General features: G+C 36.2%; 16 protein-coding genes and 1 other annotated feature. Of the genes, 6 read left to right on the top strand and 10 right to left on the bottom strand.

The window, feature by feature from the left end; all coding sequences use genetic code 11:
• Entirely contained in the window at positions 1–681 is a 681-nt protein-coding gene (locus AB1K81_RS17560; protein ID WP_412977981.1) for a class I SAM-dependent methyltransferase, read from the bottom strand.
• 79 nt (positions 682–760) lie between these two features.
• The gene (locus AB1K81_RS17555) at positions 761–958 is read right to left on the bottom strand and encodes a cold shock domain-containing protein (RefSeq protein WP_047981007.1); all 198 of its coding nucleotides are present in this window, start codon (positions 956–958) and stop codon (positions 761–763) included.
• Positions 959–1,356: 398 nt separating this feature from the next.
• Between AB1K81_RS17555 and trhO the strand changes: the two genes are divergently transcribed.
• Together trhO and AB1K81_RS17545 are read left to right on the top strand one after the other, a co-directional pair.
• Positions 1,357–2,325 (top strand): oxygen-dependent tRNA uridine(34) hydroxylase TrhO, encoded by a 969-nt coding sequence (gene trhO, locus AB1K81_RS17550; protein WP_412977980.1) that lies wholly within the window; start codon positions 1,357–1,359, stop codon positions 2,323–2,325.
• 86 nt (positions 2,326–2,411) lie between these two features.
• On the top strand, positions 2,412–2,888 hold the full coding sequence (locus AB1K81_RS17545) for a glutathione peroxidase (RefSeq protein WP_412977979.1): 477 nt from the start codon (positions 2,412–2,414) through the stop codon (positions 2,886–2,888).
• A gap of 38 nt (positions 2,889–2,926) precedes the next feature.
• Here AB1K81_RS17545 and AB1K81_RS17540 read toward each other — a convergent pair whose 3' ends face one another.
• The 4 genes from AB1K81_RS17540 to AB1K81_RS17525 form a co-directional block, all read right to left on the bottom strand.
• Positions 2,927–3,649, bottom strand: a complete 723-nt coding sequence (locus AB1K81_RS17540) for an amino acid ABC transporter ATP-binding protein (RefSeq protein ID WP_412977978.1) — start codon at positions 3,647–3,649, stop codon at positions 2,927–2,929.
• Positions 3,642–4,301: an amino acid ABC transporter permease gene (locus AB1K81_RS17535; protein WP_412977977.1), complete on the bottom strand. Its 660-nt coding sequence runs from the start codon at positions 4,299–4,301 to the stop codon at positions 3,642–3,644. The genes AB1K81_RS17540 and AB1K81_RS17535 overlap by 8 nt, the downstream gene beginning before the upstream one ends.
• 29 nt (positions 4,302–4,330) lie before the next feature.
• Positions 4,331–5,098 carry a substrate-binding periplasmic protein gene (locus AB1K81_RS17530; protein WP_412977976.1) on the bottom strand — a complete coding sequence of 256 codons (768 nt, stop codon included), beginning with the start codon at positions 5,096–5,098 and terminating at the stop codon, positions 4,331–4,333.
• Positions 5,099–5,165: 67 nt separating this feature from the next.
• A complete protein-coding gene (locus AB1K81_RS17525) occupies positions 5,166–6,323 on the bottom strand; it encodes a M20 family metallopeptidase (protein WP_412977975.1) in 1,158 nt (385 codons plus the stop codon).
• A gap of 207 nt (positions 6,324–6,530) precedes the next feature.
• On the opposite strand from AB1K81_RS17525, the gene AB1K81_RS17520 reads away from it, so the two are divergent.
• The gene (locus AB1K81_RS17520; RefSeq protein ID WP_412977974.1) at positions 6,531–7,547 is read left to right on the top strand and encodes a potassium channel family protein; all 1,017 of its coding nucleotides are present in this window, start codon (positions 6,531–6,533) and stop codon (positions 7,545–7,547) included.
• Positions 7,548–7,590: 43 nt separating this feature from the next.
• On the opposite strand, the gene proS is transcribed toward AB1K81_RS17520, so the two are convergent.
• Both proS and AB1K81_RS17510 read right to left on the bottom strand, forming a co-directional pair.
• Positions 7,591–9,030, bottom strand: a complete 1,440-nt coding sequence (gene proS, locus AB1K81_RS17515) for a proline--tRNA ligase (RefSeq protein WP_412977973.1) — start codon at positions 9,028–9,030, stop codon at positions 7,591–7,593.
• 207 nt (positions 9,031–9,237) lie between these two features.
• Positions 9,238–9,465: a binding site (T-box leader), on the bottom strand.
• Positions 9,466–9,545: 80 nt separating this feature from the next.
• Positions 9,546–9,980, bottom strand: a complete 435-nt coding sequence (locus tag AB1K81_RS17510) for a DUF2512 family protein (protein WP_412977972.1) — start codon at positions 9,978–9,980, stop codon at positions 9,546–9,548.
• Between the two features lie 130 nt (positions 9,981–10,110).
• On the opposite strand from AB1K81_RS17510, the gene AB1K81_RS17505 reads away from it, so the two are divergent.
• Positions 10,111–10,614, top strand: a complete 504-nt coding sequence (locus AB1K81_RS17505; RefSeq protein ID WP_412977971.1) for an LURP-one-related family protein — start codon at positions 10,111–10,113, stop codon at positions 10,612–10,614.
• Between the two features lie 15 nt (positions 10,615–10,629).
• Here the strand turns inward: AB1K81_RS17505 and AB1K81_RS17500 are convergent, their stop codons facing one another.
• Together AB1K81_RS17500 and AB1K81_RS17495 are read right to left on the bottom strand one after the other, a co-directional pair.
• Entirely contained in the window at positions 10,630–11,115 is a 486-nt protein-coding gene (locus AB1K81_RS17500; protein WP_412977970.1) for a DUF456 domain-containing protein, read from the bottom strand.
• A 14-nt stretch (positions 11,116–11,129) separates the two neighbouring features.
• Positions 11,130–11,750 carry a glycerol-3-phosphate acyltransferase gene (locus AB1K81_RS17495; RefSeq protein WP_412977969.1) on the bottom strand — a complete coding sequence of 207 codons (621 nt, stop codon included), beginning with the start codon at positions 11,748–11,750 and terminating at the stop codon, positions 11,130–11,132.
• A gap of 104 nt (positions 11,751–11,854) precedes the next feature.
• Between AB1K81_RS17495 and AB1K81_RS17490 the strand changes: the two genes are divergently transcribed.
• A complete protein-coding gene (locus AB1K81_RS17490) occupies positions 11,855–12,421 on the top strand; it encodes a M15 family metallopeptidase (RefSeq protein WP_412977968.1) in 567 nt (188 codons plus the stop codon).
• A gap of 79 nt (positions 12,422–12,500) precedes the next feature.
• Positions 12,501–13,472 carry a ring-cleaving dioxygenase gene (locus AB1K81_RS17485; protein ID WP_412977967.1) on the top strand — a complete coding sequence of 324 codons (972 nt, stop codon included), beginning with the start codon at positions 12,501–12,503 and terminating at the stop codon, positions 13,470–13,472.
• Positions 13,473–13,557: the final 85 nt, after the last annotated feature.

The following is a 13,557-nucleotide window of genomic DNA, read 5'->3' as shown; positions in this document are numbered from 1 at the left end:
CTATTTTCCTTCCTTGCGTAATAAAAATACCCACATAAAGCTTAAAGCTTGTTTCAATTGTGTTGATAATCCTTCGTAATGTTGCTTTTTTACGCCTTCTTTATATACAGCAAGTTCATCCACTAATGTAAATCCATTTTCTTCTGCAAGCTTCTGGAATTCCCAGGGCATCATCGTATTGCTGATCGTGTGATCACCATAAACCTTTCGATATCCATTCGTTCTAGGTCCTGCAGTTGGCCCCAGAATGCCGACACAAAGGAGACCGTCCTTACTTACTATCCGTTTGAATTCTTCTAAAGCATGATAAGGGACTTCAACCCATTCCAAAACATTAATACATACTATAGCATCTACGGACTTATCCTCTAATGGGATATCTTGAACATCAGCAACTAAAAATGGGATATTGGAATTCTTCTTTTTAGCATGCGTAATCATCTCTTCTGATATATCTACACCGATAAGTTCATGACCTAACGTATGTAATTTATTGGTTCCATAACCGTCACCACAGCCTACATCTAAAATCTTTGATTGACTTGCTAAATGCTTATTTAGAAATGGAATAATATCCTTTCGACTGCCACTATCCCACATGTTTTGACTACGACTACTCCAGTACGAAGCGCGATTATCCCACTCTTCTTTCGATTTTTCTTTCCAATTAAACGACTTCATCCGCCCACCTCACCATATATTCCTATACCTATATAAAAAGGCTTACCTCAAGTGAGATAAGCCTTTGTGGTTGTTTTAATTATAATTTAGTAACGTTAGCTGCTTGTGGTCCGCGGTTACCTTCTACGATTTCAAATTCAACGTCTTGACCTTCTTCAAGAGTTTTGAAACCTTCAGATTGAATAGCTGAGAAGTGTACGAATACATCGTCACCGTCTTCGCGCTCGATGAAACCGAAACCTTTTTCTGCGTTAAACCATTTTACTTTACCAGTCATTTATATGACCTCCTTATCAAATAGCTTGCAAAGTACAATTGAACCTTAATACTTTTACACCTACTTCGGATAAAGAGATCGTAAAGTATTACTAATTTCAATTACCTTTTGCTACCTATACTTTAACCGTTTAACTAGAAAAAATCAAGCGAATGAGAATGTTTTACTAAAAAAAATTCTAAAAATTGTTTGATTAGTTGAATAAAATACATAATATTGCTTAATTGGTGATAAATTTATTTGATTCAACAATAATTCGGATTAATCCCTCGAACCAATAGGCTATTGAATTTTTTGTAAAAACTTGTTAAACTATACACTTGCAAGATTATAAAAAAGTAAATAGCGACTGCCAACATTTATATCTTGCAAATATGAATGATAGGTGGTAATGAAAAATGGGAGATTATCGAGTATTATTGTACTACAAGTATGTAGAAATCGATGATCCGGAAACTTTTGCAAAAGACCATTTAGCCTTTTGTAAAGAAATCGGATTAAAAGGAAGAATTTTAGTAGCGAAAGAGGGAATTAACGGTACCGTTTCTGGAACTGTTGAAAGTACAAATAAGTACATGGAAATGATGCATAATGACCCTCGTTTTGCAGATTTAACGTTCAAAGTAGATGAACATGATGGCCATGCCTTCAAGAAAATGCATGTTCGTCCACGCAAAGAATTAGTAACACTTCGTTTGGATGAGGAAGAAAATCCAGATCCGAAAGAATTAACAGGTGAATTCCTAACGCCTAAAGAGTGGCGTGAAGCAATGGAACGTGATGATGTCGTTATTTTTGATACACGTAATGATTATGAATATGAATTAGGTCATTTTCGTGGGGCACTAAATCCTGACATTGACAACTTCCGTGAACTTCCAGAATGGGTACGTAAAAACAGACACCTAATTGAAGGTAAAAAGATTTTAATGTACTGTACAGGTGGTATTCGCTGTGAGAAATTCACTGGTTGGATGATTAAGGAAGGCTTCGAAGACGTTGCCCAACTTCATGGTGGTATTGTCACTTATGGTAAGGATCCCGAAGTACAAGGTGAACTATGGGACGGTAAATGCTACGTGTTTGACGAGCGTATTGCTGTTGATATTAACCGTAAAGAACATGTTGTAGTTGGAAAAGATTACTTTGACGGCGAACCATGTGAACGCTTTGTAAATTGTGCAAACCCTGAATGTAATAAACAAATTCTCTGCTCAGAAGAAAATGAGCATAAATATATGCGAGGCTGTACACACGAATGCCGTGTACACCCACGAAACCTATATGTACAAGAGCATAACCTAACACAAGAAGAAATTGAGAATAGACTAGCAGTCATTGCTCAAGAAGAAAAGGTAGCTCAATAACTAATAAAGACGGCCAATGGTCGTCTTTTTGTTTTTAATCATTTCAACAATTTGCTATGATGGTTGTAAGGAGGGGATTTTTACCAATGAGTATTTATAATTTTTCCGCAACAACCTTAAAAGGTGAAATAAAAGATTTGAGCGAATATAATGGTAAAGTTTTACTTATTGTAAACACAGCAAGTAAATGTGGATTTACTCCTCAATATGAAGGACTACAACGATTATATGATACGTATCAAGATAAAGGCTTCGAGGTTCTCGGATTCCCTTGTGACCAATTTGGCAACCAAGAGCCAGGTTCTAGTGATGAAATTGCCGACTTTTGCCAAATGAACTACGGTGTTACCTTTCAAATGTTTGAGAAAATTGATGTGAAGGGTGACAATGCACATCCCCTATTTAAATACTTAACTAGTGAAGCAAAAGGATTGTTGACAGAAGATATTAAGTGGAATTTCACGAAATTTTTAGTAGATCAAAATGGAGAAGTAATAAAGCGTTATGCTCCACAAACAACACCAGATAAGCTTGAAAAAGATATAGTAAAGCTTTTTGCATAACAATAAACCTCGGATGAGACTATGCTCATCCGAGGTTTTTATAATACTTTTGACAAAAATTCTTCTGCCCTCTTTGTCCTTGGTTTTTTAAAGAATTCCTCTGGGTCCCCTTCTTCCACTATATACCCATCATCCATAAAGAAAACTCGATCAGATACTTCCCTGGCAAAATTCATTTCATGCGTTACAACTACCATTGTCATCCCTGTTTGTGCAAGGTCTTTCATAACATCTAAAACTTCCTTTACCATTTCTGGGTCTAGTGCGGAGGTTGGTTCATCAAATAACATAATCTCCGGATCCATCGCTAACGCTCTAGCTATCGCAACCCGTTGCTTCTGCCCCCCAGATAACCGACTAGGATAAGCTTTAGCCTTATCGATTAAACCAACTTTTGCTAGCAATTCATTAGCCAATTTCTCAGCAACATCTTTTTTCATATTTTTAACTTTGATCGGGGCATACGTAACATTTTCCAAAACCGTCATATGTGGAAACAAATGAAAATGCTGAAATACCATACCAATATGTTTTCTAACTTCTAATTTATTTACTTTTGGATTGGTTATTTCTTTATCCTTTATCCAAATATAGCCACCTGTTGGATTTTCTAACAGATTTAAACAACGTAGGAAGGTTGACTTCCCTGAACCAGATGGACCAATTATAGCTACGACTTCACCTTTACTAATTGTTGTATTGATATCTTTTAAAACCGTGTTATCTCCAAATGACTTAGTAAGATCGATTGTCTTAATCACTCTGTCTCATCCTCCGTTCCATCCAACTGCCAATATTCGTTAAGATAAAAATCATTACCCAATAAATAATTCCGGCAAATAACAATGGTTCAAAGTTACGATAAAGCTGAGCCCCAACAATATCTGCTCGTCGCATAATATCCATATATCCTATGGTCGATACTAGTGCTGATTCCTTGGTTAAGGTAATAAATTCATTCATTAAAGCTGGTAATATATTTTTAGTTGCTTGCGGTAATATGATATGAAACATCATTGGTCGAAACTCTACCCCCAGCGCTTCTGCCGCTTCAACTTGTCCTTTATCAACTGCTAAAATTCCAGCACGAATAATTTCTGATACGTAAGCTGCAGAATTAAGCCCAAAGGCCAGTACTGCACTTAAAAATACTGGAATATCATATTCAAACAATTGTGGAATGGCAAAGTAAATCGTCATTAACTGTAATATTAATGGTGTTCCACGAAAAATTGACGTATAAATATCCGCCGGCCACTTCAGCCATTTCTTATTACTAATTTTCAGTAGTGCTAAGAAAGTCCCTAGAACTAATCCAACAATTATGGATACACTGACAAATTTTAATGTAGCTCCAATTCCTTCTAATATAAAAGGAATTGAAGGCACGATCTGGCTAAAGTCCAAATTCATGCCTTCACACCTCACTCTCTAGCTGTATATTACTCGTATTCAGATAACCATTTATCCTTTAACTCTTCTATCGTTCCATCTTCTTCAAGCTGCTTTAAAACCTTGTTGACTTCTTCTACTAACTCACTCCCCTTTGGAAATGCAATCGCCATTCCCGGCGAGCTAGTCGTTGGATCATCAAAACCAACAAAGCCTTGTGAGTTGATGTAACCCGTTGCAACAGTCTTATCCATATAAGCAACATCGATGCGATTTGAATTTAGCTCTTGGATTAGGATACTGGCATCATCCACTTTTTTCACGTCAAAACCATATTCTTCCGCTAAAGTTTCAGCACCTTCTTCCTGAATCGTCCCGAGCTGAACCCCTACCACTTTACCTTCTAAGCTAGCTAAGTCTTCCATTGAATTATCCGTTTTTGAAATAAACATTTCACCTGATCGATGATATGACTCTGAAAAATCAACGTTTTTGCGTCTATCCTCGGTAGCACTCATTCCAGCTAGGACCATATCAACACGTTTTGCCTGAAGAGAACCGATCAAACCATCAAAATCCATATCTTCAATTTTTAATTCATATCCTAATTCAGATGCAATTTTCTGCGCTAATTCCACATCAAAGCCAATAAAATTACCTTTCTCATCATAGGATTCAAACGGCGGAAAATCAGCTGATGTTGCCATTTTTAAGACTTTTTGACCTTCCTGTCCTGTTGAGCTTGCTTCACCTGAGTTACATGCAGTTAATAAAATCAATAATAAAATTCCGATCATTCCTACCATTACTTTTTTCATTCTTCTAATCTCTCCCTTAATAAAAAATTATCCGTTTGCTTATTTATACATTTTAATGTATAAATATTTACTTATTATGAAATTCTCTCTTTATGCTTTCCAGTAACTTCTTGTCTGTGATAATATCAAACCCTGTTCCAGCCAATGCTAAAGCACCAGATATAAGTGTTTGAAATCCGTCCTCTGTTATCGTTTGATCTGCAAATTCCTTCGTATGGGCTACAAGTCCAGGTTTATTCATTCCGATATATGGATGAATAGCTGGAACAACATGACTAACATTTCCCATATCAATAGAGCCATATGATTGTTTTGCTTCCTTAATTGGGAGTTTACTAGTTTGTTTTAAGTTCTTCGTAAATATTTCTGATAAAGCTTGGTTTGTAATCATGTCATCATAGCTTAATTCATAGTTTGATATTTCCAATGTTGCACCTGCCATAAAGGAAGCACCTTTTGCTATATTTTTAACCTTTTCTACTACTTCATTTAAATAAGCACGTTCTTTTGCTCTAATATAAAATTGAGCAACTGCATAATCTGGAACTACATTCGCCGCTTTTCCACCTTCTGCAATAATGCCATGGATACGGACATCTGAGGAAAGATGTTCTCGCAAAGCATTTATCCCATTGAATAATTGAATGACACTATCTAGAGCATTGATCCCTTTCTCTGGAGATGCAGCTGCATGAGAGGCTTTTCCAGTATAAGCAAATTGAATTGCGTCCATTGCGAGAGACTCCCCACTGACATAGGACTCGTCACTTGGATGTAAAATCATCGCAACATCAATATCCTGAAATACACCTTGCTCACTCATTGCTACTTTAGCTCCATTTGTTTCTTCTGCTGGTGTACCAAGAACGACTACACTCCCGCCCGTTTCTTGAATCACCTTACTAAGCGTAATACCCGCTCCAACGCTCATCGTTCCAATTAAATTATGCCCACAACCATGGCCAACACCAGGAAGCGCATCATATTCAGCAAGGTAGGCAATTTTCGGACCAGGTTTTTCACTAGATATCTCAGCCTTAAATGCTGTTGGACGATTTACTATACCCGTTTCAACAGAAAATCCATGTTTCTCTAGTAACGAGGTTAAACGTTTCATAGACTCATATTCTTGATCACCTAATTCCGGATGATCAAACATTTGTTTACTAATTGCCCATAAATCCTGTTCCAAGTGGCGTAATTCATCTTTTAGTTTTGTCTTCATGTTTCATTCACCTTTATGTATTTTTATTAAATCATGTGTATATTTATACCATCAAAATGATAAATATACAATACTTTTTTTCAAAATAATTTAGTTTAATGAAACCAAACACAGAAATTTATCGTTATAATAGGCTAGAAATTATGTTACCTTTACCATAAGGAAAAAGAATGTTTCCTAAAATTACCTTGAAAGGAGAATCAGATTTTGCATTTTTTTATTAAATTTGGCCTTAATCTCATTAGAATGAAAAATATTACCTTACTCTTTTTCACATTATGTTTTGTCCTATTTTGCACCTTCATCATTTATTATTTGGAACCAGATACATTCGGTAACTTTCTTAATTCATTCTATTTTGTCATGACTACCTTTACTACCGTTGGATATGGTGACTATTCACCAGTGACGGAAATAGGAAAATTATTCACTGTATTTATGTACTTGATGGGAATAGGTCTATTAAGTATCGTAATCGGTAAAGTAATCGATGCATTTACGATCTATAAACGAAAAAGGGAGGAAGGAAAATTGCAATATAAAAAGGAGAATCATATTATTATAATTGGATGGAGTAAAAAAACGGAAGTAGCGATTAATGAGATACTAGCATCCAATAAGACGATGGAAGTAGTCCTCATAGATTCATTACCACAATCTCCTTTCGATATTAGTAAGGAGAGAGTCCATTATATCCAGGGGGATCCAGCTGAAGAGAGTAGCTACCAAAAGGCGAATATTTCAAAAGCAAAATCTGTTATTATTTTCTCTGATGAATCTATAGAGCAGCCTTCCTTACGAGATGCTAAAACGTTAACGATTGCTATCATAGTCGAACGACTTGCTCCTACTGTACATACTACTGTGGAAATTCTTATAGAAGAGCATATCTCTAACTTTTCTCATGTGAAGGTTGATGAATTTATTCTTTCCCAAGAAACGATTTCAAATTTAGCAGTACGATCTGCCTTGTATAAAGGAGTGAGTAAAATTTACTCTCAATTATTGAGTCGATCGCATGGAGAGAACTTATATCAAATACCAAAAAAAGAAACATGGAATACATATAAAGAGGCTTTTAATGACTTATTAAACCAAGGAGCAACTTTAATTGCGGACGGAAATAAATTAGATATCAATAGAAGATTAAACGAAATGATTCCCTCTAATGCTGAGCTATATATTATTTGTGATCAAACAACCTATGATAATATTCTAAAATAAACAAAGGAGCTTTTGGGTTTTCCCCTAAGCTCCTTCATTATAATTAATATGCTTTAGCCCAATACACCATTTCTTTTGCTTCTTTTCCACAGCATACGCATGTATCGGAAACTTTTTCTTCTTCAAAAGGTATACAACGTGAGGTTGCCGTTGTTTCTTCCTTAATCTTTTCTTCACAAGCAAGGTCACCACACCACATTGCTTTAATGAATCCACCTTTTTCTTCAAGCGTTTGTTTGAACTCATCCATTGTTTTTGCAACGGTCGTTTTCTCGTTTCGATGAGCTAATGCTTTATCATAAAGATTTTGTTGGATTTCTTCTAATAATGCAGGTAAACGTGTTTCAAGATCACTTAACGCAACAAATTCTTTTTCACCTGTGTCACGGCGAACTAATACGACTTGCTCTTTTTCAATATCTTTTGGTCCCATTTCAATACGAACTGGGATACCCTTCATTTCATACTCATTAAATTTCCAGCCAGGCATTTTATCACTCGCATCAATGTCTACACGTACAAGAGATTTTAATTGATCGCGTAAAGCATACGCCTTATCAAGCACGCCTTCTTTATGTTGCGCAATAGGTACGATCATTGCTTGTGTAGGCGCAATTCTTGGTGGTACGACTAATCCACGGTTATCACCATGAACCATAATTAAGGCTCCCATAATACGTGTAGATAGACCCCAAGAAGTTTGATGTACATATTGGCTCTTTCCATTTTCGTCTAAGTAGGTAATGTTAAAAGCTTCTGCGAATCCTGAACCGAAATGGTGTGAAGTACCAGATTGTAAAGCTTTCCCGTCATGCATTAATGCTTCAATTGTTAGTGTATATTTTGCACCAGCGAATTTCTCTTTATCGGTTTTACGGCCACGTAGAACTGGGATAGCTAAATAGTTTTCCACTAAGTCAGCATACACCTCTAGCATGCGGTTTGTTTCTTGTGATGCGTCTTCATCTGTCGCATGGGCTGTATGACCTTCTTGCCAATGGAATTCAGATGAACGTAAGAATGGACGTGTTGTTTTTTCCCAACGGACAACATTTCCCCATTGGTTGTATAGCTTCGGTAGATCACGATAAGAGTGAATGTTTTTAGAGTAGTAATCACAGAATAGTACTTCTGATGTTGGGCGGACTGCGATTTTTTCTACTAATTCCTCATCTCCCCCATGCGTTACCCATGCTACTTCTGGTGCGAAGCCTTCTACGTGATCTTTCTCTTTTTGAAGTAAGCTTTCTGGAATAAATAATGGGAAGGCAACATTGGAGTGGCCTGTAGCTTTAATCATGCGGTCCAATTCGTCTTTTACGTTTTCCCAAATTGCATAACCGTATGGCTTGATGATCATCGTTCCTCTTACTTGGCCGTATTCTACAAGTTCTGCCTGCTTCACGACGTCGGTATACCATTGTGCAAAATCATCTTCCATGGCTGTTATCTTTTCTACAAAGTCTTTGTTTTTCTTACCCATAATAGCACCTCGTTTTTTTATTTAGTTTATTTAAAAATGGCTTTTTATCTATATTAGGACTAATACTTGATGGCTTACTCTAAGTGGCCCGAAAACACGGAGACTCCCGCGAGAGGATAGAATCGGGCCACGGGTTCGGCGAGACAATTCCATCACTAATTCATAGGAAATAAGCCGTTGTGGAAACACAAAAAAACCTCCATCCGTAAAAGGGACCGAGGATTGGTGGTACCACCCTTGTTTACTTCTTACAAGTATCGTAAAAAGTACACTCAACTTGATAACGGTCAAGGACCGCGCGTTTCTTCATGGGCAAAGCCCTTCCGAAGGCGAACTCCAAGGTAGGTTCCAATTTACGTCTATGGGAATTCTCACCAACCATTCCCTCTCTGAATAGACAGCCTAAATTGTACTAATCCTTTTCAACGTTTCTAGATATTTCGATATTAAGTTTAATATAAGTTCCCACTAACAGAAAGTCAAGTTATCCGGGTAAATGTTTTTCATTAAGAATTTTATTTGTTCTTGTTCAAATGATAAATATCCTTCTCCTCAGCAAATTCTGTCTGTAGTTGATTTAGCCTTCTGTTATCTAATCTAACGTTAGGCTTTATTTGATTAACAATATAGCCATGAAGAAAAGGCTCACAGCAAGCTATAAAAAGGGATGAGAGAAGTGCCAGCGTTATTAATGGTACTTCATATCCTATCATCATATAACTAGTGACAAGTAAAATTATAAAAGCTAAACCAAAGTCCGCGATGGTCGCTTTAACATTTCCTGCAAACCTTAGGATGATTAAATCCCCGAGAATATAAGATGTAATCGTGGTAATCATGCTTATAAGAAAAATATCTACAATACTCACTTCTCGAAAAACGCTGTACAAAGCTAGAACTGTGATAAAAACCGCTCCAAATTTCAGCCCAAGTATTTCAAGATGTTTCAAACTCTATCACCCTTTATAAAAAGTTTAAGCTTACTTTTCCCAGAAACAGATTGGATTATTTAAAGTTGATATCAGTAAAATCTGAAACTTCTTATTTTCAGTATCGTATAATGAGTAGGAGGGGATAGCGATGGGAGAAACCTTATATTTTTTTGATAATTTTTTCTCTAGTGGGAAAACAGATATTTATACCGAACAGAAAGCAATTATTGGTTACCTCGATTTAAAAAGTGCATTTTCTGAAGGAGTTAACATCTTAGATGAAAATGGGAATCTATTGTTACGTGGATATACTCCGTTTTTTTCCAATAAATGGAACATAGTTGACCCGAATGAAACTACAGTAGGTATACTTAGGGAGAGATTTGCTTTATTCCAAAAATCATATGAGTATCAAGCTGATAATGGAGAGACCTTCACTATTGAATCAGAGGCATTTTCCAGAGATTATACGATTATAGATACTGCAGATAAAGTCGCATGTAATTTTAAACGTGTTGATGGCTTTTTTGAGTCACCAGCATTTCAATTAACTAATTTTAGCGAAACGATTCCCTCAACAGAATGGATTGCAGTCGTCATGGGAGTAAATGCGATACAAAAAAGAAGAAGAAATAATGCAGCAGCTACTTAAAGCTGCTGCATTATATTAAAAAATGATATTAATGATAAAGAAGATAATCATCACAATTTGAAGGAATACTTTTGCAAACGTACCGCTTAAGAAGCCAAGTAAGGACCCAATAGAAGCCTTAAATGCTTCACCAGCAGTTCGTTTTTGAAGCAACTCAATAACGAATACAGCAATGAATGGAATAACAATAATTCCAAATGGCGGTATGATGAAAGATCCTACAATGACTGCAATTGCAGCACCTCTTTCGCCCCATTTACTACCTCCGAATTTCTTTACGAAAAAGCTATTAGCGACAATATCTGCTACAAATAATATAACGGTAAATATGACCATCACAGTCCAGAATAGAAAGCCTAATTCATCACCATTAATCCCAAATTGGTAAAGCAAAAATCCAATCCAGATTAATAAGACAGAAGGAATAATCGGGTAGATTACACCGACAAAGCTTAAAATAAATAATGCCACAATTAAAATCCAAAGAATAACATCTACCATTAGCTACCCCCAATTTACTTCTTTTTTTGGAACATACTTGATAACTTTTTTTCCTCTTTCGTAATAATACGTTTATAGTTGTCTATATGTTTCACTACACTTAATAAAGAAAGTAATACTACTATCATCATTGGCTCAATTCCATAGAAATAATATGTTGTAACTAAGAACGAGATATACATCATGAGTACACCGATTACGAGATAGTCTGTGGCGAATGTAAAGATTATCAATAAACCTATGCCAATTAGTGCTATTTTCCAATCAATCGCAAGCAATATTCCAACGAGAGATGCCGTTCCCTTTCCACCACTAAACTTCATTGTAATCGGAAAATTATGCCCTATAATAACTGCCAGTGCTGTGACATACACTAATAAGATTTGCATATCACCATAAATGCCATTTTCATTTAAGATATATAGTGTTAGTAATATAGCTAACGTTCCTTTAAAAATATCAATAAGTGCTACTAATATTCCATATTTCCACCCTAACAATATGGTAGTGTTAGATGCACCGGCATTTTTAACACCAGAATTTTTTATATCTATTTTTTTATGTTTCCCTACTAATTGCGATCCATGAATACAACCAAAAATGTAACCAATTAGGATGCTTATTAAAAGATACATGTTTCCCCCCCTTAGGAAAATGATGTAACATATGTTAATTCCATTTTAATATAATCAAAGGAAATTGAATACAATTCATTTAGATTAGGACAAAGGAGAAAAACATGAGAAAATTGGGACAAGCTACCCGTTTAATAGGAATTTTTCTGATTCTCATATGTTTCGTTATCGCCTTTCTTTATCAGTCATTAGGCTTAAGTAGGTATGACTTTTATTGGAAGGATGCACCTATGCCCACAGAACTCCACCCTATTGTTGCCAAGAATACGGAAATACTAGTAGAAAGTGCAAAGGAGATAGGCATTTCTATTGTCATAACTGAATCGATACGTTCTTTGGAAAGACAAGAGACATTATATGAACAAGGCCGTACAAGCGAAGGTAGTATCGTTACATATGCAAAGGCAGGCGAATCTTTTCACAATTATGGTCTTGCGATAGATTTTGCGATAGAGGATTCTAAAGGAAATCTTGCTTGGGATATTACGTATGATGGAAATAAAAATAACGTTCCAGATTGGAATGAGGTGGCATCTATCGCTAAAGAATTAGGTTTTGAATGGGGTGGAGATTGGAGAGGATTTCAGGATTATCCTCACCTGCAAATGACTTTTGGTCTCTCTATCCATCAGCTACAACTAGGATTTAGACCAAAGAAAGAAATGCTATAAAAAGACTTTGTAGACATCATAGTATGATTTTAGTAAACTAAAATTATCTCGAATTCGAGATTTATAAGGAGGTTATTTAATGTATTTAAAAGGCATTCATCATGTTTCAGCCATAACAGCTAATGCGAGCAAAAACTATGAGTTTTATACAAAAGTACTTGGTATGCGTTTAGTCAAGAAATCGATTAATCAAGATGATCCGTCCGTATATCATTTATTTTATGCAGATGAAATTGGTTCGCCCGGTACAGATTTGACCTTTTTTGAAATACCTAATGCCGGGAGAACGTATCCAGGTAATAATAGCATCTCTAACACGTCGTTACGTGTTCGGAACCATCATGCATTAGATTATTGGATTGACCGATTTAACCAATTCCAAGTAGATCATGATGGAATTTCTGAGGAGAATGGTAGAAAAGTAATCCACTTTCGCGATCATGAAAATCAGCGATTAACTCTAGTATCCGATGAGAATAATCAAGGTGTTGCAGGTGGAACACCTTGGAAAAACAGCCATGCATCGGTTGAAAACGGAATTGTAGGCCTCGGACCTGTTACATTAACTGTTCCAGATCCAGCTCTTACTATTTCTGTTTTAACTAAAGTTCTATCCTTTAAACAAGTTGGAAGCTACCCCTCACCTATTGAAGGTGGTGAAGATATATTAGTATTTTCAACTGGTGAAGGAGGTACTGGTGCTGAAGTCCATTTGGAAGTACGTAAAGATCTACCGAGAGAAAGACCGGGTCGTGGCAGTGTCCACCATGTTGCTTTCCGTGTTGAAAATGATGAGGAGTTAGAAAAATGGCGTCAAATATTAGTCGAAAATCGCTTGCCTAACTCAGGTATCGTAGACCGATATTATTTTAAAGCGTTATATTTCAGAGAACCTAACCGAATTTTATTCGAACTTTCTACAGATGGACCTGGATTCGCAACAGATGAAGACATTGAACATCTAGGAGAAAAACTAGCTCTACCACCATTCTTTGAGGCTAGACGAAAAGAAATCGAGTCAAAACTAAAACCGCTTGATACTACCCAATAAAAAATAACGAGGTTGGGACATAACAAAATTGTACAAAAGTAAAGCCGAATGATTCACCATACTAGCACCGGAAATATACGGAGAC

Origin of the sequence: Ornithinibacillus jepli (genome assembly GCF_047228935.1) — a bacterium.
GTDB lineage: Bacteria > Bacillota > Bacilli > Bacillales > Amphibacillaceae > Ornithinibacillus.
Note: the sequence above shows the minus strand (reverse complement) of the source record. Positions and strands in the feature narration are given on the sequence as shown.

What these genes read in the sequence shown, in the direction of transcription:
- AB1K81_RS17505 (WP_412977971.1), top strand. Translation starts at nt 10,111, where the DNA reads ATGGGAGAAACCTTATATTTTTTTGATAATTTTTTCTCTAGTGGGAAA.
- AB1K81_RS17500 (WP_412977970.1), bottom strand. Translation starts at nt 11,115, where the DNA reads ATGGTAGATGTTATTCTTTGGATTTTAATTGTGGCATTATTTATTTTA.
- AB1K81_RS17560 (WP_412977981.1), bottom strand. Translation starts at nt 681, where the DNA reads ATGAAGTCGTTTAATTGGAAAGAAAAATCGAAAGAAGAGTGGGATAAT.
- AB1K81_RS17545 (WP_412977979.1), top strand. Translation starts at nt 2,412, where the DNA reads ATGAGTATTTATAATTTTTCCGCAACAACCTTAAAAGGTGAAATAAAA.
- proS (WP_412977973.1), bottom strand. Translation starts at nt 9,030, where the DNA reads ATGGGTAAGAAAAACAAAGACTTTGTAGAAAAGATAACAGCCATGGAA.
- AB1K81_RS17530 (WP_412977976.1), bottom strand. Translation starts at nt 5,098, where the DNA reads ATGAAAAAAGTAATGGTAGGAATGATCGGAATTTTATTATTGATTTTA.
- AB1K81_RS17555 (WP_047981007.1), bottom strand. Translation starts at nt 958, where the DNA reads ATGACTGGTAAAGTAAAATGGTTTAACGCAGAAAAAGGTTTCGGTTTC.
- AB1K81_RS17485 (WP_412977967.1), top strand. Translation starts at nt 12,501, where the DNA reads ATGTATTTAAAAGGCATTCATCATGTTTCAGCCATAACAGCTAATGCG.
- trhO (WP_412977980.1), top strand. Translation starts at nt 1,357, where the DNA reads ATGGGAGATTATCGAGTATTATTGTACTACAAGTATGTAGAAATCGAT.
- AB1K81_RS17490 (WP_412977968.1), top strand. Translation starts at nt 11,855, where the DNA reads ATGAGAAAATTGGGACAAGCTACCCGTTTAATAGGAATTTTTCTGATT.
- AB1K81_RS17525 (WP_412977975.1), bottom strand. Translation starts at nt 6,323, where the DNA reads ATGAAGACAAAACTAAAAGATGAATTACGCCACTTGGAACAGGATTTA.
- AB1K81_RS17535 (WP_412977977.1), bottom strand. Translation starts at nt 4,301, where the DNA reads ATGAATTTGGACTTTAGCCAGATCGTGCCTTCAATTCCTTTTATATTA.
- AB1K81_RS17495 (WP_412977969.1), bottom strand. Translation starts at nt 11,750, where the DNA reads ATGTATCTTTTAATAAGCATCCTAATTGGTTACATTTTTGGTTGTATT.